Source organism: Mucilaginibacter roseus (assembly GCF_021215455.1).
Lineage (GTDB): Bacteria > Bacteroidota > Bacteroidia > Sphingobacteriales > Sphingobacteriaceae > Mucilaginibacter > Mucilaginibacter roseus.
The window spans coordinates 641,377-660,000 of record NZ_JAJPWV010000001.1 but is presented as its reverse complement, the minus strand read 5'-3'; the positions used below and the strand labels follow the sequence as shown (position 1 = coordinate 660,000).

Annotated in this window: 18 protein-coding genes and 2 tRNA genes; 16 read left to right on the top strand and 4 right to left on the bottom strand. The window is 41.8% G+C overall.

Features of this window, described 5'->3' with window-relative positions:
* Window positions 1-9: 9 nt before the first annotated feature.
* Window positions 10-1,140 carry an efflux RND transporter periplasmic adaptor subunit gene (locus tag LT679_RS02905; protein WP_232175435.1) on the bottom strand — a complete coding sequence of 377 codons (1,131 nt, stop codon included), beginning with the start codon at window positions 1,138-1,140 and terminating at the stop codon, window positions 10-12.
* Window positions 1,141-1,149: 9 nt separating this feature from the next.
* Window positions 1,150-2,493 (bottom strand): TolC family protein, encoded by a 1,344-nt coding sequence (locus LT679_RS02900; RefSeq protein ID WP_232175434.1) that lies wholly within the window; start codon window positions 2,491-2,493, stop codon window positions 1,150-1,152.
* A gap of 356 nt (window positions 2,494-2,849) precedes the next feature.
* Between LT679_RS02900 and spt the strand changes: the two genes are divergently transcribed.
* The 14 genes from spt (at window position 2,850) to LT679_RS02830 (ending at window position 15,717) form a co-directional block, all read left to right on the top strand.
* Entirely contained in the window at window positions 2,850-4,055 is a 1,206-nt protein-coding gene (gene spt / locus LT679_RS02895) for a serine palmitoyltransferase (protein WP_232175433.1), read from the top strand.
* Window positions 4,056-4,130: 75 nt separating this feature from the next.
* Window positions 4,131-5,249 (top strand): hypothetical protein, encoded by a 1,119-nt coding sequence (locus LT679_RS02890; RefSeq protein WP_232175432.1) that lies wholly within the window; start codon window positions 4,131-4,133, stop codon window positions 5,247-5,249.
* Complete coding sequence (locus tag LT679_RS02885) at window positions 5,246-6,232, top strand: NAD-dependent epimerase/dehydratase family protein (RefSeq protein ID WP_232175431.1); 987 nt, start codon at window positions 5,246-5,248, stop codon at window positions 6,230-6,232. The genes LT679_RS02890 and LT679_RS02885 overlap by 4 nt, the downstream gene beginning before the upstream one ends.
* Before the next feature lie 26 nt (window positions 6,233-6,258).
* Entirely contained in the window at window positions 6,259-7,584 is a 1,326-nt protein-coding gene (locus tag LT679_RS02880) for an inositol-3-phosphate synthase (protein WP_232175430.1), read from the top strand.
* Between the two features lie 162 nt (window positions 7,585-7,746).
* Window positions 7,747-8,118 carry a GtrA family protein gene (locus tag LT679_RS02875; protein ID WP_232175428.1) on the top strand — a complete coding sequence of 124 codons (372 nt, stop codon included), beginning with the start codon at window positions 7,747-7,749 and terminating at the stop codon, window positions 8,116-8,118.
* Window positions 8,119-8,134: 16 nt separating this feature from the next.
* Entirely contained in the window at window positions 8,135-10,693 is a 2,559-nt protein-coding gene (locus tag LT679_RS02870) for a DUF5686 and carboxypeptidase-like regulatory domain-containing protein (RefSeq protein ID WP_232175427.1), read from the top strand.
* A 17-nt stretch (window positions 10,694-10,710) separates the two neighbouring features.
* A complete protein-coding gene (locus LT679_RS02865; protein ID WP_232175426.1) occupies window positions 10,711-11,448 on the top strand; it encodes a CDP-alcohol phosphatidyltransferase family protein in 738 nt (245 codons plus the stop codon).
* 3 nt (window positions 11,449-11,451) lie between these two features.
* Window positions 11,452-12,021: a DUF4833 domain-containing protein gene (locus LT679_RS02860; RefSeq protein ID WP_232175425.1), complete on the top strand. Its 570-nt coding sequence runs from the start codon at window positions 11,452-11,454 to the stop codon at window positions 12,019-12,021.
* Window positions 12,022-12,027: 6 nt separating this feature from the next.
* Entirely contained in the window at window positions 12,028-12,648 is a 621-nt protein-coding gene (locus LT679_RS02855) for a sterol desaturase family protein (RefSeq protein WP_232175424.1), read from the top strand.
* 1 nt (window position 12,649) lies between these two features.
* Entirely contained in the window at window positions 12,650-13,588 is a 939-nt protein-coding gene (locus tag LT679_RS02850) for a phosphatase PAP2 family protein (RefSeq protein WP_232175423.1), read from the top strand.
* A 170-nt stretch (window positions 13,589-13,758) separates the two neighbouring features.
* Window positions 13,759-14,484: a hypothetical protein gene (locus LT679_RS02845; RefSeq protein ID WP_232175422.1), complete on the top strand. Its 726-nt coding sequence runs from the start codon at window positions 13,759-13,761 to the stop codon at window positions 14,482-14,484.
* A gap of 43 nt (window positions 14,485-14,527) precedes the next feature.
* The gene (locus LT679_RS02840; RefSeq protein WP_232175421.1) at window positions 14,528-15,085 is read left to right on the top strand and encodes a CAP domain-containing protein; all 558 of its coding nucleotides are present in this window, start codon (window positions 14,528-14,530) and stop codon (window positions 15,083-15,085) included.
* A gap of 10 nt (window positions 15,086-15,095) precedes the next feature.
* The gene (gene hscB / locus LT679_RS02835) at window positions 15,096-15,620 is read left to right on the top strand and encodes a Fe-S protein assembly co-chaperone HscB (protein WP_232175420.1); all 525 of its coding nucleotides are present in this window, start codon (window positions 15,096-15,098) and stop codon (window positions 15,618-15,620) included.
* Between the two features lie 13 nt (window positions 15,621-15,633).
* Window positions 15,634-15,717 (top strand) — tRNA-Leu (locus LT679_RS02830).
* Between the two features lie 53 nt (window positions 15,718-15,770).
* Here LT679_RS02830 and LT679_RS02825 read toward each other — a convergent pair.
* The gene (locus LT679_RS02825; RefSeq protein ID WP_232175418.1) at window positions 15,771-16,427 is read right to left on the bottom strand and encodes an FISUMP domain-containing protein; all 657 of its coding nucleotides are present in this window, start codon (window positions 16,425-16,427) and stop codon (window positions 15,771-15,773) included.
* A 321-nt stretch (window positions 16,428-16,748) separates the two neighbouring features.
* Between LT679_RS02825 and LT679_RS02820 the strand changes: the two genes are divergently transcribed.
* Window positions 16,749-16,824 (top strand) — tRNA-Gly (locus tag LT679_RS02820).
* Window positions 16,825-16,968: 144 nt separating this feature from the next.
* The gene (locus LT679_RS02815) at window positions 16,969-17,307 is read left to right on the top strand and encodes a hypothetical protein (protein WP_232175416.1); all 339 of its coding nucleotides are present in this window, start codon (window positions 16,969-16,971) and stop codon (window positions 17,305-17,307) included.
* A gap of 81 nt (window positions 17,308-17,388) precedes the next feature.
* Here LT679_RS02815 and LT679_RS02810 read toward each other — a convergent pair whose 3' ends face one another.
* Entirely contained in the window at window positions 17,389-18,615 is a 1,227-nt protein-coding gene (locus LT679_RS02810) for a DUF4998 domain-containing protein (RefSeq protein ID WP_232175414.1), read from the bottom strand.
* Window positions 18,616-18,624 lie beyond the last annotated feature (9 nt).

Below are 18,624 nucleotides of genomic sequence, written 5' to 3'. Positions count from 1 at the left end.
TTTGTATGATTATTTGGCAGCCGGTTTAGCTTGTGCGCCGGGTTGTGCCGGTGCGGCCGTAGTAACCTTGCTGCTATCGCGCAGGCGTTGTATACCCTCAGTAATTACCTTATCGCCTTCGTTAATACCATTCAGTACAATAACATCATCCTTAACACGAGGGCCAAGGTTCACTTTGTGTTGTAAAGCAATGCTATCCTGCGCGGTGAAAACAAAAAACTCACCCATCTGCTCAACAACCGCTTTGTAAGGTATTTGTATGCGGTTGCCCGAATCGTCATTCAAAACCTGTAGTACGCCGCTCATTCCATCTTTTAACTCCTTGTTAGGATTAGGAAATTGAACTCGTACGGTTGTGCTACCGGTTTGGTTATTCACACCACGGTCAACCGCCAGTATTTTACCGGTACTGCCATACATTTGCCCATTCGGTAACTGGAGCCTAAAGGTTGTATCAGAGCTGCTTTTCATCAGCTTGTAAAAACGGTCTATTTGCTGCTCGTTAATCACCACGTCAATACCTACAGGGTTTTCAGCCGAAATAGTGTTAAGCAAAGTTGTACCCGGCGTAACCTGCGCGCCAAGCCTTACCTGCGATATACCAATACGCCCGGTAAATGGCGCAGTTATGGTAGCATAGGAAAGATCGGTACGCGCCGACTCTAACGCGGCATTGGCCACAGCTACCTGGCTTTTAGCAGTTTCGTAAGAAGCGGTTGCCTGATCTACTGTTTGGCGGGCAACGGCATCATTTTTAAGCAGCATATTGTAACGGTCGATATCTTTTTGCGCTTTTGATAGATTGGCTTTTGCGCTAAGTACATTTGCTTGCGCCTGTTGGTAAGCCGCAAGGTATTTACGGCGGTCTATCTCATATAGTGCCTGCCCTTTTTGTACTACGTCACCCTCTTTAAAAAAGATGCCGGTGATAAAGCCTGAAACCTGGCTGCGTAGCTCAACGGTGTTAAGGGCAACAACAATACCCTGATAATTGTCATAGTAAGCGGCCGGAGTTTTTTTGGCTTCAACAACGCTTATTGGCGTTGCCGGTGGCGGGCCTGCCTGTTGTTGTTTGTTACCACAAGCCGACCATGTTAATGTAGCGGCTACGGCCAACGTATATATACTGGTGTGTTTCATATTCAGGGTTTAGTTTTGTTGTGCAGATATTTTTCCTAATGATCGTTCAAGTTCTATTTTGCTCGATAGCACCTGGAACAAGGCGTTATAGTAATTAAGCTGAGCCGTACGTAAATCAGTTTGCGACACGATTACATCGAGATAAGTTTTAATACCCTCACGATATTGCAGGCTTACCACATTATATACATCCCGTGCCAAATCAACGTTCTCTTTAACCAGTTGCCAGGCGGTGTAGTTACTCTTGTAATTCGCTAAGGCCTGTACATACTCTGTGTTTATGCTGTTTTGCGTATTAATCAAATCCAAATCTACACGCTCTTCCTGTAATCGGGCTTTACGTAAATTTTGCAACCTGCGGGTGCCCTGGAACAACGGCACACTTAAAGATAAGCCAACGTAGCCGTTAGGGAAGCTATTGTTATACAGTTTTGATATACTGCTACTGGCGTATATCAGGTTATAAGTACCAATTGCAGACAGCGACGGCAAAAAGCCCCACTTATAATAACTCACGTTTAAGTTTTGCAGCGTTTTTTGGCTCTGCAACATACGGTACTCCACCCGTTTGGTTACATCCAGCGTTTGGTTGGTATCAATCGCGGCCTCGGCCTCAAAACGGGTCGAATCAAATTGTAAGCTTAATGGCGTATTGGTATTTACACCCATCAGTTGTTTCAGGTAAGCCTCACGGCTTTTAATGCTCTCGCTAAGCTGTTTACGTGTCGAAGTAGAGTTATTAAGCGCGATGGTAGCTTGTTTGTAATCAATCTTGTCAGACACGCCGGCCTCATAACGGCTGCGCGCATCCTTAAGGCTCCGTTGCAGGCGCAAAATGTCTTCATTAGTAATTTTAAGCTGGCGTTGCGATAAAAGCACATCGTAATAAGCTTTGCTTACATCTGATATCAGGTTGATACGCGTGCTTTCGGTATTCTGTTTATAATACTGACGTGAGTACCTTGCAGCCCGTGACGCCAGGAATACATCATTATTATATAGTACCTGGCTTACCTGAACACCTAATATAGACAGGTTGCTGATGTTTTGGTTTTGCAGAACGCTGCCCGGTACGTTAGCGGAGTTGGCGTTAGGCCCTCCCTCGTAATAATGCTGTAATTGCCCGGTACCCGTAGCTTGTGGAAGCCAACCGGCAAGCCCGATGCGAATGTCGCGCTCATTGATATCTTCGTCCAATACAGCCTGGCGAGCCAGTGGCTGATTACGTAAAGCGTAATTAATACATTGTTGTAAGCTTACCTTACCCGAAATGCTATCGGGCCGTTGTTGTGTTTGGGCAAACACTCCGCTTACGGCGATGATATTTAATAAAACAATAAATATTCTCTTCATAAATAAATGGAACGGCGGTGTGATGTGTTAATGTGGTGGCAAAAATTCTATATTATTATCAATTATAAAGCAAGGCGTTACGAATATGTTATTTAAATGACGATTTTGTTGACAATAACAAATTTTTTACGTAAAGGTTCGATTACACGTACCCCATATCCCACAATTTTTAGCTATATGTTGGCGTTAACAATTTGAAAAATTTTGACACTGATTAAATAAAAAATTTAATTACTTTGCCTTTTAGATTTTAAAACATCTATAGAATGGGCTGTATAAAAAAAATTACACCTGAAAGTTATCGGGATATGGCTTATTCATATTATTTTTACAAAAAATTTAAGCAGGCTTAATGCATGGGTAAAAAACTACATCAAAAAATTGCTCAGTTCCAGGATGCTAATATGATCAGGGAGAAGGGTCTGTATCCTTTTTTCAGACCCATCGAGTCGGGGCAGGATACTGAAGTTATTATTAATAATCAACGTGTACTCATGTTTGGGTCAAACTCCTATTTGGGTTTAACCAACCATCCTAAAATTAAAGAAGCCTCTAAAATAGCTATCGATAAATATGGTACTGGTTGTGCCGGATCGCGATTTTTGAACGGTACACTTGACATTCACATTGAGCTTGAAAACAGGCTGGCCAACTACGTAGGTAAAGAAGCCGCTGTTTTATTCAGCACCGGTTTCCAGGTAAACCTGGGCGTTTTGTCGTGCATTACAGGCCGTAACGATTATTTAATATTAGACGAGTACGATCACGCTTCGTTAATTGACGGAAGCCGTTTATCATTTTCAAAAGTTATTAAATACGCCCACAATGACATGGGCGACCTGCAGCGTAAGCTAAGCTTACTGCCGGAAGAAGCCGTTAAGGTTATTGTTGTTGACGGTATTTTCAGCATGGAAGGTGACATTGTTAAGTTACCTGAAATTGTAAGGCTTGCTGATGAGTATGGTGCCAACATTATGGTTGACGACGCGCACAGTTTAGGTGTAATTGGCGAAAATGGTTCGGGTACAGCATCACACTTTGGTTTAACCGACGAGGTTGATCTGATCATGAGCACTTTCAGTAAATCATTGGCTTCATTAGGTGGTTTTATCGCTGCTGACCATGATACGATTGATTACCTGAAACACCGCGCACGTTCACTGATGTTCAGCGCAAGCATGACGCCGGGATCAGTTGCGAGTGTTATAGCTGCTTTAGACATCATCGAATCAGAGCCTGAGCGTATAACCAAACTTTGGGATAACACTAACTACGCTAAACGTTTGTTAACTGAGGAGGGTTTTGATATCGGCGCTTCAGAAAGCCCTATCCTGCCTATATACATCCGCGATAACGATAAGACGTTCCTGGTAACTAACCAGCTGCAACGCGATGGTATATTTGTTAACCCGGTAGTATCGCCGGCGGTTCCGTCAGACTCCTCACTACTGCGTTTCTCTTTAATGGCAACGCACACTTTCGATCAGATTGACGAAGCTGTTGAGAAAATAGCCAAAGCCTTTAAGGATGTTGGTGTCAACACGATAAAAGAGCGCATTTAATTAAAATATTGCCCGAGCACAAAAATAAGGTACACCAAACGTGTACCTTATTTCAATTATAACCACACCAATACTATGAGCAACGTTGCAGCGGTCAAAACCAAAAAGGAGCTTGCAAGTTTTATCGACTTTCCGCATGAGTTACATAAAAACGACCCGAATTACGTACCGGAGCTTTTTATTGCTCAAAGAGATTTGTTAACCACGCATCCTTTTTTAAAGCATTCGTCGTTACAAACGTTTTTAGCCTTTGATGACACTGGTAAAGTTGTTGGCCGCATCGCCGCAATATTCAACACCAATCACAATCAGTTCAATAATGCCAGCGATGGTTTCTTCGGTTTTTTTGATTGTATTAACGATCAAAAAGTAGCAAACTCATTATTTGAGGCAGCTACAAGCTGGCTTAAAGAAAAAGGAGCGAATAAATTGGTAGGCCCTGCAAATCCTTCAACTAACGAAACCTGTGGTTTGTTGGTTAAGGGTTTCGACTCTCCTCCCCTTGTGATGATGCCTTATAACCCGCAATATTACATGGAACTGTTTGCAAATGCCGGCCTAACCAAGCAGGTTGATTTGTTTGCTTATAGCTGGAAAGGCAATGCTTATAACGATAAAGCTGTAAAAATGCTCGACCTTTTACAAGGCCGTTTGCAGCGCAATAATATCACTATACGTAAAATCAACCTTAAAAAATTTAAGGAAGAGGCTGCTGCGCTACGCGAGGTATATAATAAAGCCTGGGATAAAAACCTTGGCTTTTTCCCGATGACGAACGAAGAGTTTGATTACACGGCGAACGACCTGAAGATGATACTCGATCAGGACTTTGCTGTATTGGCCGAGCAGGACGGTAAAATCATAGGCTTTGGTGTAGCAATACCTGATTTAAACCAAATACTGCGTACAATTAAAAAAGGCCGTTTATTACCAACTGGGATATTTAAACTGCTGTTAAATAAAAGCAAAATCAAAGGTATACGCATTATGCTGCTCGGTGTAATTGATGGCTACCGTAAAATGGGTATCGAGGCCTGTTTATATGGTGAGATCATGCGATCGTACACCAAAAAAGGTATGGACTATGCAGAGGCCAGTTGGACACTGGAACATAATGACATGGTAAACCGTGCCATTGAAGCTATAGGTGGCGAGCAATACAAAACCTACAGGATATACGAGAAAGCGATATGAAGGAAAAGGTTTTAATAACCGGCGCCAGCGGATTTGTGGGTTACCATTTAATTAACGAGGCTTTAAAAAATAACCTGGAAGTTTATGCCGCCGTTCGTAAAAGCAGCAGCATAGATCATTTAAAGGATTTGGATGTAAAATATGTATATCCGGACTTTCGCAATCAGGAGTCGTTAAGCAAACTGCTAAGTGACAACGGCATCAATTATATTATACATGCCGCCGGAGCTACTAAAGCCCGTTCGCAAAAGGAGTACGATACTATAAATGCCACTTATACTGTAAACCTTGCCAAAGCCGCGGTAAACGCGGGTGCGCAGTTCAAAAAATTTGTGCTGATTAGCAGCCTGGCTGCAGTTGGCCCAATAAACTCGCTGGAAGGTACTATTACGGGTAATACAACGCCTAACCCGGTAACTGCTTATGGCCGCAGTAAACTGGCTGCCGAACAACAGTTAAAAACCGTTAAAGGACTGGATTATACCATCCTGCGCCCTACTGCGGTTTATGGCCCGAGGGACAAGGATATATTTATATTTTTTAAACAGGTAGTAAAGGGTATTGAACCTTACATAGGTAATAAGGCACAAAAGCTAACCTTTATTTATGTTACTGATTTAGCCGAAGTAAGCGTTAAGGCGCTATTTGCAGGTACAGGGAAAACCTACATCATAAGCGATGGAAATTTTTACAGCCGGTACGAATTAGGTAATATTACAAAAAGTGTATTAAATTTGAAGGCTATAAAGTTTCATCTGCCTGTAAATTTAGTAAAAGTAATTGCAGCAATTGCCGAAAAAGTAAGTTCTTTGAGCAACAAAGCTTCGGCATTGAATATTGAGAAATTAAAAGAGTTAACCGCCGCCAACTGGAACTGCGATACAGAACAAGCGAAACATGATCTGGGGTTTTACCCTAAGTATGACCTCGACGCGGGATTAACTGAAACGTTAAATTGGTATAAAGCAAATAACTGGCTTTAGCCCCTTATAAATAAATAGTACAATAAATGAAACACAACATTAAACCTGCTGAGGGTAAATTGGGTATCCTCCTGCCGGGCTTAGGCGCGGTAGCTACAACAATGATCGCGGGTGTTGAGTCTGTAAAAAAAGGATTGACTCAACCTATCGGCTCATTAACTCAAATGGGCACTATACGTTTAGGTAAAAGAACTGAGAACCGCAGGCCTAAGATCAAAGATTTTGTTCCGCTGGCTGACCTGAATGACATTGTTTGGGGCGGTTGGGATGTTTACTCAGACAACGTTTACGAAGCTGCAAGCCACGCGCAGGTATTAGAGCGTCATCACATCGAAGCTGTTAAAGATCAATTACAGGCTATCGTTCCGATGAAGGCTGCTTTTGACCGCGATTACGCACGTAACCTTGACGGTACCCACGTTAAAACCGGTACCCGTTGGGAAATGGCGCAAGAGCTGATGGAAGACATTACCAACTTTAAAGAATCAAACGGCCTTGACCGTGTGGTTATCGTTTGGTGTGCTTCAACTGAAGTTTTCTTTGAGGCGAGTGATATACACAGCACGCTTGAAAAATTTGAGGAAGCCCTTAAAGCTGACGATAAACGCATTGCACCAAGCATGCTTTACGCTTATGCGGCTCTTAAGTTAGGTGTGCCTTTCGCTAACGGCGCTCCAAACTTAACAGTTGACATTCCGGCAATGGTTGAACTGGCTAAATTAACCGGTACTCCAATTGCAGGTAAGGATTTTAAAACCGGCCAGACACTGGTTAAAACCATCCTCGCTCCTGGTTTAGCTACCCGTTCATTAGGTGTTAGCGGCTGGTTCTCAACCAACATTCTGGGTAACCGCGATGGTTTAGTACTTGACGCACCTGAAAACTTCAAAACTAAAGAAGTATCAAAAGGTGGTGTATTAGAGGATATTCTGAACGCTGATGATCAGCCTGAATTATATGGCGATCTTTACCACAAAATCCGCATCAACTACTACCCTCCGCATGGCGATAACAAAGAAAGCTGGGATAACATTGACATCTTTGGCTGGATGGGTTATAAAATGCAGATCAAAATCAACTTCCTGTGCCGCGACTCAATTCTTGCTGCACCGGTAGCGCTTGACTTAGCTTTGTTTAGCGATTTTGCTAAACGCGCAGGAATGAGCGGTATTCAGGAGTGGTTATCATTCTACCTGAAAAGCCCGCAAACTGCGCCAGGCTTACCAGCTGAGAATGACATATTTAAGCAATTGATCAAATTAGAGAACACCCTGCGTTACCTGATGGGTGAAGATTTGATTACGCACTTAGGTCTTGACTATTATGAAGAACTGGTAGAGGTAGAAAACTAATACCGACGTTTATAAAATTTAAAGCCCGGTTGCAGCGCAAGTTGTAACCGGGCTTTTTTTCATTTCATATTCATTATAACCCTTTATATTTGCCGGCTAAAGCTGGCACAGTTATAGCATTACAATTTATTGTATTATAGCTGCTTATCGCTTATATTTAACATGGCAACATTTGTAAAGGCACAAGCCTCTTCGTTCATTTCAACCGCGGTTGATTATTTGATTACATTTGTATGCAACCATTTTTTTAATCTCTGGTACATATACTCAAATTTTGCCGGAACAGTTGCCGGTGGAGTAACTAACTTTATTTTAGGCCGCATATGGGTTTTTCATGCCAGGGAGAAAAAGGCACCGGGACAGGCATTGAAGTATATTTTAGTTTGGATAGGAAACCTGTTGCTTAATAACGGGGGTGTGTTTTTATTTGTACATTACTTGCACGTTGATAAATATATATCAAAAGCCATTGTTTCATTAATAGTTGGCTTTAGTTACAATTATTTTATGCAAAAAAAGTTTGTATTTGCATAAACGCCTAACACCATAAATGAATATAAACACACCGGTAAAAAAACTTTTTTTACTCACCCTACTCCTTCTACAGTCTACACTATTATTAGCCCAGATTACCGTTGTTAACGGCACCGTTATCGATGCCAAAAACAAAAAGCCACTCCCATATGTGTCGGTAGCATTTGCGGGTACCAGCACGGGTACCACTACTAATGCCGACGGCAGGTTCTTTCTGCAATCAGTAAAAGCGCAGAGCACGTTACAGGTATCGTTTGTGGGGTATAAAACCGTAAACTTTGCCATAAAGCCGGGAGCCGAACAAAATGTCACCATTCGTTTAACCTCCGAGGCACAGGCGCTCAATGAGGTTATAGTTAAAAGCCAGAAAAAACAGAAATACAGTAATAAGAATAACCCGGCGGTTGAGTTGATCCGGAAGGTTATTGAAAACAAGGAAAAGAACCAACCGGAAAGCTATGAGTACGTAGAGTACCGCAGTTATGATAAAATGCAGTTCTCGTTCCTGAATGTTTCGAGCAAGCTGGCGGATAAAAAGTTTTTCAAAAAGTATAAATTTCTGATAGATAACCGCGATACTACAACCATTCCGGGCAAAAACCTGCTACCATTTTATCTTAACGAGAAGGTGTCGCATACTTTTTACCGAAAAAATCCTGAGAAAAAACATACCGTGGTTTTGGGCGAAAAAGCGGTAAACTTTGGTCCGTTTGTAGATAGTGAGGGCATTGGCGCTTACTTTAAACACATGTACTCTGAGATCAACATTTACGATAACAACGTAATGCTGCTCACTAACCAATGGCTTAGCCCGATAGCAGGCGTATCACCCAACTTCTATAAGTTTTTTATAACCGATACCGTTACCACCGCCAGCAACGAAAAGCTTGTTGAGCTTAGTTTTACCCCACGCAATACAGCAGATATGCTTTTTGAGGGTATGTTGTACGTTACGCTCGACGGCAACTACGCAGTACAACGAGCTGTATTGAAAGCAAACCGAAACATCAACCTTAACTTTGTAAAAAGCATGGAAGTTGATCTGGACTTTGCCAAGAACACCGATGGCCGTTATCATCTCAGCAAAAGCACAACATTGGCCGATTTTGGTTTCAATAAGGATAAATCCGGCGGCCTGTTTGGTATACGCACTATCACGTTCGATAAGTTTTTCATCAATACTCCCCGGCCTGATGCCGCCTATGCCGGTGAAGCGGTTGTTTATATGGATGAAGCAAAGGAACGAAACGAGCAGTTTTGGCAGGAGAACCGCCTGGACACGCTAAGCACCGCCGAATCAAAAGTTTATACTAATATTGACAGCCTAACCCGCATGCCATCCTATCGTCGTGCAGCCGATTTATTATCGCTATTGGTGTTCGGTTACAAAGGATTTGGCAAGTTTGAGGTTGGTCCGGCAAACTCATTCTACAGCTTTAACCCGGTTGAGGGTTTCAGGCTGAGGTTCGGCGGGCGTACTACATATGACTTTAGCAAACGTATATTTTTTGAAACTTACGCGGCCTATGGTTTTAAGGATGAACGCTGGAAATATTTTTTAAGCAGCACCTATTCGCTTAATGCCAAATCCATATACAAATTCCCGCAGCATTATGTGCGGGCAAGCTTTCAGCGTGATACCAAGATACCGGGTTTAAATCTTGACTTTGTTCGAGAAGATAACTTCCTGTTATCATTTAAAAGGGGTAATAACGATAAGTATTTATACAATGATTTTTACCGGTTTGACTACGTACGCGAATTTGAAAATCACTTTTCATACAAATTCAATTTTACCAAATGGACACAAGAGCCCGCCGGTTCGCTCTATTTTAACCGCTTAGTTAACAGCTCTTTAATTAGCGATCGTTATCTCACCACAAGCGAGTTAAACCTTAACCTGCGTTACGCTCCTTATGAACAATTTTACCAGGGTAAAATGTTTCGCACGCCAATTCTGAGCAAGTATCCCATATTTAATTTGTATTATACAAAAGGCATAAAAGATCTGTTTGGCGGGCAGTACGGGTACGATAAATTGTTGGGCCGTATTGATAAGCACTTCTATCTATCCGTATTTGGATATGCAGATGTATCTTTAGAGGCAGGCCACATATTCGGCAAAGTACCATATCCATTATTAAATATCCATCGTGCAAACCAAACTTATGCTTACGATGTTGACTCATATAACCTGATGAACTTTTTGGAGTTTGTGAGCGATGATTACCAGGCAATTAGCATCGATCAGCATTTTTACGGATTCTTTTTTAACAAGATACCTTTATTAAAAAAATTGAAGTGGCGTGAGGTAGTGTCGTTTAAAGCATTATATGGTGGGTTACGGAGCGAAAACGATCCGTCTTTACATCCCGATCTGTATCAATTTCCGGTTGATGAGGCCGGAAAACCTATAACTTATTCATTGGGAAGTAAACCTTACATTGAGGGGAGCGTTGGTATTGAAAATATTTTTAAATTTATCCGCTTGGATTTGGTAAAGAGATTTAACTATCTCGATAATCCAAACGTATCTGAATGGGGTTTAAGAACCCGTATAACATTCGACTTTTAATTGACAGTAAAAAATTAATGGCACAACAAACCACTACGGCAACAACATCACCAAACCTGCGTACCAGCCTGCAACTGGGCATTTATAAAGTAATTGATCCTTTTGTAAAGGTACTCATCAAACTTGGCCTTACCCCTAACGCCGTAACCTCAATAGGCTTTGTGCTTAATGTGGGGGTGGCAATTATATTTATAGCAGGTGCTGAAACAGGCGCACGCATCAACCTTAATTATGTAGGCTGGGCAGGCGGCCTGATATTATTTGCAGGCTTGTTTGACATGCTTGACGGGCAGGTAGCACGCCTGGGCAACATGAAATCAACATTCGGCGCGCTGTATGACTCGGTACTTGACCGTTACAGCGAACTGATCATGTTTTTAGGTATATGCTATTACCTGGTAGCGCATCATTATTTTTTTAGCTCAATATTCGCTTTCATAGCCCTTATTGGCTCCATGATGGTGAGTTATGTACGTGCCCGTGCGGAAGGCCTGGGCGTTGAATGTAAAGGTGGATTAATGCAGCGCCCGGAGCGCGTGGTGACTATCGGTTTATGCGCTATTTTATGCGGCGTGATGTCAAATTACATTGGTGGCGATTATAAATTGTATGTACCTGGAATTAAATATCATGTATTTGAAACCATGTCGTTTTTTACACTTCCAATTACTATATTAGCTGTACTAACTAATATAACCGCTTTTAACCGGTTGCGCGAGGCTAAAAAGGCCCTCGAAGAAAAAGAACAGCAATAACATATGCATAAACTATTGACCGTGCTGCTTTTGGTGATGTATTTAATGCTTGCCAAAAGCAGCAAGGCCGATAACGCTTATCGCAACGCTGCATCAGATACCCTTAAGATAGCTGAGCTACCTACTCCAAATGGTATTGAAATGCTGTTTTACCTGCAGCGCGACCCGAATACCAACACCATTATTTACGAATTGAATTGGAACGAGGACGGCACTCTAAATGCTGATGACCCGATACACCCCTATTGGAAACTTTACGCCAAACAACAACAATGCGTGGAGTTGAGCATGATACAGCGCAAATTTGCCTTTGGTGTAAGCGCTAAGGCATTGGCGAAAGAAAAATATGATATCAGAATATTGTCATACAAAAAAATTCCGCTTACGCTGATGAAGGGAACTGACGGAAAATATCATATCTTCGTAACCATTTTAAACAAGCAGGCAATACTTAACCGGGTGTTTGTACGTATTGATGGCGGGCCAGTTTGGTCGCCTAACGTAAAATACATGGAGTTAAGAGGCACTGACACCCTCACCGGAAAAGTTATTGCAGAGCGTTTAAAACCCTGAAAGGCCATGAAGAGGAACTTTGTATCAAACTCACCCGAATCGGTGAGAATGTTTAAGAACGATATTTTAGAGAGTTTATCAAAAGTAAGCTTTTATGTACCCATTATAATTTTTGTACCGGTTATCGGTGTATGCACTTACTATTCACTTTTTGTTGACGATCAGCCCTTTTTAAACTTTGCTGGTTTGTTTTTAGCCGGTTTATTTGTCTGGACGTTTATTGAATATGTAATGCACCGCTTTGTTTTCCATTTTGTACCTAAAGCAAAGTGGGCGCTGCGCTTACACTTTATATTTCACGGTGTACATCATGATTACCCCAGCGACGCTAAACGTTTGGTAATGCCACCTTCAGCAAGTATTCCGCTGGCTACAGGTTTTTATTTTTTATTTAAGCTTGCTTTCCCTGCTTTGTATGTAAACGGCCTTTTTTCAGGCTTTATATTAGGGTATTTGTGTTATGACATTTCGCACTACGCCATTCACCACTTTAACTTTAAAGGCAGTTTTTGGAAAAAAATTAAACAGCACCACATGCTGCACCACTACCAGGATCCATCCAAAGGTTACGGTGTAAGCTCTCCATTGTGGGACAAAATATTCCGTTCAGATTTTTTAAAGAAGTAACATGGCCAAAACTGCCGGCGCAGTTTTTCCGGTTACTCCCAAATCGGCTTTAACTGTTTCGCTGATCTCTATTGCGTATTTAATAATTTCGTGGTTATTGCTGGGTTTTAAAAGCGATCAGTTAGTGCTGGTGTTTTTATACAACCTGTTTTTCTACGCAACCCCTATCAGCCGTAAATTTATCGTAGGATTTTCCATATTCATTGTATACTGGATAATCTACGATTACATGAAGGCCTTTCCAAACTATGAATATAACACCGTTCATATAGCGGGCTTATACAATTTTGAGAAAAGCTTGTTCGGAATTAATTCTGGCGGAAAAATACTTACGCCCAATGAATATTTGTGGATCAACAACGTCAATTTCCTGGATATTATATCAGGCATCTTTTACTTGTGCTGGATACCGGTGCCAATGGCATTTGCGGTGTACCTTTTCTTTGTAAACCGCAGGCAGTTTCTGAGCTTTTTATTGACGTTCTTTATAGTGAACTTTTTGGGTTTTATAGTTTACTATACTTATCCGGCTGCCCCACCCTGGTATGTGCATTTTTATGGATTTAATTTTGTGCAAACTACTCCAGGCAATACCGCTGGCCTCGCCCGTTTTGATGAGTATTTTGATATAAATGTTTTTAAAACCATTTACGCCAAAGGATCAAATGTGTTTGCGGCTATGCCGTCGTTGCACTCTGCGTATCCACTCATCGTCTTATACTTCGGCCTTAAAAATAAATTAGGTTTCATTAACCTCTTCTTCGCTACTGTGATGGTAGGGATTTGGTTTGCCGCTGTATATACCAGCCATCACTACGTGCTTGATGTTACCTTCGGAATTCTGACCGCCACGTTAGGCATCGCTTTATTTGAATGGGCATTCTCCCGTGTTAGTCCACTACGCAACTTTTTAGATCGTTACGAACAGACTATTAAGTAATTTAGCTACAAACTGTACCAAAAAAGCTACTACGGCAGCCAACAAGGCTTATCGGCATTTGTATGCAATTACCAACATATCTTCATTCAAAGCCTATTTCATTGTACATAAGGTCTTAATTATGATATAGGCATGTAGTTTGAATAGAATTTTTCATAGCCCATTAGCTGATGAAAAAACTATTCACAATTATTGCTTTCGCCTTCTTATTTATTTTTCAATTTACTCATGCCGATGACTTGGATAGCCTAAGGAGAAAGCTTAAGAAAACCACCGTTGATTCGTTGCGCGCGCCTATACATCTAAAATTGGTAAACGTATATATGCATTACGATACGGTTAGCAATCCGATGAAAAAGGCCATGTACCAAAATGAGGCACAAATTAATTGTTTTCAGGCGCTGCATTTATACTCCGGGATCAGCGATACCACCGGCATGCGCATCAGCTTTGATAAGCTCTCACAATTATTCTACAAGCAAAAAAAATATAGCCAGGCAAAATGGTATGCATTGCAATCAAATAACCTTTCGCGCATCAAAAATGATGTTCCCAATATAATAGCGTCATTACAACATCTTGCCGCTATAAAAACGGATATTAAGGAATATAAACTGGCAGAGAGAGACCTGAAGGAAGCCTTATACTGGTCTGAACAACAAAAGTCGGCTACGGCGTCTGCCTCGATTAAAAAGGATTACGCTAAACTAAATAAAAAGCTGGGTAAAAAGGGCAAGACAATGCTGGCATCCACAAAATCTAAGAAAAATAAATCAAGCATAAAGCCAGTTGCTACCCCGCTTATCGCATCAAGTGATACTACCGGATCGGCAAAACCTGTTGCCACGGATAAGAAACCAGCCAAGGTAGCCGCCAAAAAATTAGCGGTTATATAACACGCTTAAACCACTTTCGCCGTTTACAGTCATACTTAACGGTATGAAGAGAATGATATTGAAAGGGATCGCGCTGTTAATGCTCGGCCTGACACTGACAAGCATGGGCAATAATACTGCCGACGATGATTTTAAGGACGAATTTTTAGAACGCATAAACGCGGTGCGGCGTACTGGCTGCAACTGCGGAACGCAACGCATGGCACCTGCCCCGCCATTAGTTTGGAATGACCAACTGGAGGATGCGGCTGAAGACCACGCAAAAGACATGGCCAGGAAAAAGTACTTTAGTCATGAAAGCAGGAATGGCCGTAGTATTAAAGATCGTATTATGGGTGCCGGTTACACTTATAAAGGCTTTAGAAGCTACGCCATTGCCGAAAATATTGCTTATGGGCAGCGTAGTATTGCCGAGGTGCAAAACGGCTGGTTTAAAAGCCCGGGCCATTGTAAAAACCTGATGAACCCCGGCCTTAAAGAAGTTGGCGTGGCCGAAAAAGACAATTATTGGGTACAGGATTTTGGTGGCCGTGAAAACTTTACGCCACAGCAACAGCAAATGATAAAGCAAGGTGCACGTATTATCCAAAAAAGAGGGTAATTTTGTTTTAATGAACTACTTTGAATTTTATAACCTGCCCGAATCTTTCCACCTGGATGAGGCTGCTTTGAAAAAACAGTTTTACCAGCTCAGCAAGAAATATCATCCTGACTTTTACGCAACCGAGGGTGATGAAAAACAGCAGGAAATACTGGAACTTTCGACCCTCAATAACAAGGCCTACCAAACCCTTGCTGACTCCGCAAAGCGCCTGGAATACATATTACGCAGCCACGAATTGCTTGAAGAAGGTGCAAAACCACAATTACCGGCAGACTTTTTAATGGAAATGATGGAGCTCAATGAGCGCCTGATGGAAGTTGAAAATGCGGATCAGTTGCGCGACATTACAGCTGAAGTACTTGCTTTTGAGGGAGATATAAATGAGCAATTGAACGGGTTGACTAACGACTACCCTACCCTTGACCACATAGCGAAGGAAAGCAGGCTGAATGAAATCGTAAATATTTACTATAAACAAAAATATCTGTTGCGTATTAAAGAGAGTTTAGATACATTTGCAGCCCGGTTCTGAAAGAACAACAGTTGCCCAGATGGCGGAATCGGTAGACGCGTTGGTCTCAAACACCAATGGCTGCAAGGCCGTGCCGGTTCGACCCCGGCTCTGGGTACTAAAAAGGGTTGCTTCCAACAGGAGCAACCCTTTTTTATTAACAATGTGTTATTAGTCTATATCTCTTAAAAACCTCACACTAAACCTGTAATCATCCGCCCTTATTACATCTACAACGCCGCCGGCAGTTTCTGTGGTAGGTGGCTGTGATGAGCTATTCGCTATCTGTAGGAAAAATGTTGTTGTTCTGGCACGCGTTGCGCCATTATCGTTAAACGTTTCAGTAGTGGATGATATAAACTGGGTTGCAATTCCGCGATAGCTGTAATCATTATCACCGTCGGCCTCCACTTTACAAATACCTGCCGGAAGGGCATTAAAGCCGGACGAATTATCGCCGCTTTTATCGCGCCAGCCTGATGATGATGCCAGCTTAAGTACACCTTCCGGTTTAAGATTTACATATCCATCCGCACTGATATTCGGGAAATTTGAAGCCAATTTTACAAAGTCAGATCTGGTGGGCAACCGCCAGCCATCCTGCAGCTTTATGGCTTGCGCCTCTTTACGTGTGTAAAGCTTGCCGTATTTAACATCCCTATCGCCGTTGTAAAATACGCCGCCCTTGCCGCTGTAATTTATACTGATCCATTGCTGTTTCCCAATTTTTACCGTTGGATAGCTTGTGCCGTCAATGGTTACGCTCTCTACAGACGGTTCAGGATTATTATCATTATCATTCTTACAAGCTGCTATAGAAATCATCATAGTAAAAAGAACTAAACACTTTTTACTGTTTAATTTAAGATTACTGATAATAATCATATCGATAGGTTTTATAAATGGTTATAACTGGATTTTAGGCATTTAGCACATAATATTAACCCTCACTTAAAAACATTGTTTTATTTTTATGCGATGTAGCGTTGTCCACTTTTATTAATGATTTTCTTTTACATTGGCCAAAGTGAAATTGAGCGACATTTTTTCTGGCTAAAAATCAACTTATTATAATATTGTAAGCCATATATTAAAAAATTGATTTTATAAATAGGCTTGAATTTATACCTTTGCAGGCATAATGCCAGCGCGAAAGTAGCTCAGTTGGTAGAGCACGACCTTGCCAAGGTCGGGGTCGCGAGTTCGAATCTCGTCTTTCGCTCCAAATTAAAATCCCTCCTGTAATCAGAGAAGGGATTTTTTTATTTCACCTCATTTAATAAGCGCCTAAGCTTAAATCAAGTATAATTCATCAACATTTTTTAATGTAAACAATCGTATTTCCAATAATTCGTTTAAAATTGCATTGATGGAAGAATACATTAACTCGTTTAGCGATTGGCTCACCGCCTTGGGAGACGAGTATGACGTTGACCCGTTAACGCTCGGCATTCTTTATTTTATCAGCAAGCCAACATTCATAGGCAGTTTGGTATGGACGGCCAACCGTGCGCGCCGTAAAGCGTCAGTACTGGTTCCTATTTTGATTTCAGCCATGGCATTCAGCATACCTTATGTTTACATCATTTTTGCGGGGCGTAACATCCCTAAATGGGTTTATGTATTTATTGCGCTTATGTTTATATATGGTGCTTACACTATCCGCAAAAAACTGAATGAGAAAAAGCCACTTCCCGGTCAGGATTAATTTGATAAACAGTATCTCCTAAAAAAACAAAAGAGCTGCCAGGCATGTGCCAGGCAGCTCTTGCTAATAGGGGGGTATTAATTAATTACCTTCTAAAGGCGTTTGTTTAAGCCTTACTGCGCTTATACGCCAGAAAGTACCGTCGCAGCAGCCTTTATTTTGCAGCGTGCCTACAAAACCCATTGATACAGTTTTTGTTGAGGTAAGCTTAAAGCTAATTTTGTGCGTACCCGTAGTACTTGTTTTAGCGTAGCTGATGGCTGACGATAAATTCTCGATATCCGGTATAATTGTGCCTTCGGCCGCAACTGTATAGAAGTTACCGTTCTGGGTACAATCAGGTATATCCATTTCGAGGGTATAATTACCGGCAGGTAGTTCCGCTGTCTGGTAAATTTTTCCGTTGGTGATGGTTACCATATTATCTGATGACCAACCGGCTTCCATAGCTAACTGAGGACCGCCAAACCAAAAGTCGACACCACCAAATTTGGTACCAGCACCATTGGTGAAATTAAGCACCGCCGCGTTGGTTTTCCAATACTTAGGTATAGCCCACCTGTCGCTATTCAGCACAGTTTCAAACGGAATCTTAGTGTTACGTAAATACTCCTTAGTAACTTTCACTTCTACAGGTTCGGTATAAAAGGTATCAATACTTGTAGGCTGAGGCTTAAACAGCGTACGGTAGCTTATCGTTGATGCGCTTGCATCAAGGTCACCTATTACGGTTCGATCCAGTGCTATCGGTGTAATTACTTTTTTGATACCGGTTTTTGAAAGATAGGTAACCTCTGTAGCAATCGGACCGGCCGAAAGATCAATGGGCAACCAATCAATCTTAGTAGTATCCACCAAAGTAGCCGCCGCGCTAACCACACGGTTATTTAAGCCGTTTTGGTAACGGGGGCCGTAAACCTGCCCTACCGCGTTAACCGCTACTGATTGGTTTCCGGCAGCATCATACGTATAGATAACAAAGTTTTTTATCCCCTCTTCCATCGGGAAAGTACGGATAAACTCACGTGGCTCGCTTTGCATATCAACATCGTACACAACGGAGTCTTTACCGCCGTTCCATAGTACTTTAACCTTGTTTAACTTTGGGTCGGCCTTCAGCATGGCTTTCAGCCTGATCCGTTGGTTGCCCGAAAGGAATTTAACCGAATCTAACTTACCGGTGTAAATGATTTCGCCGCCCTCTTTATATTTCTTAAACTCATCCCACTTTGAGCATGAGTATGTAAGCGTACAAACCGCGGCAACCGCTAATAACGCCTTTATTTTATGTTGAAATTTATGTTTCATAACCATTGA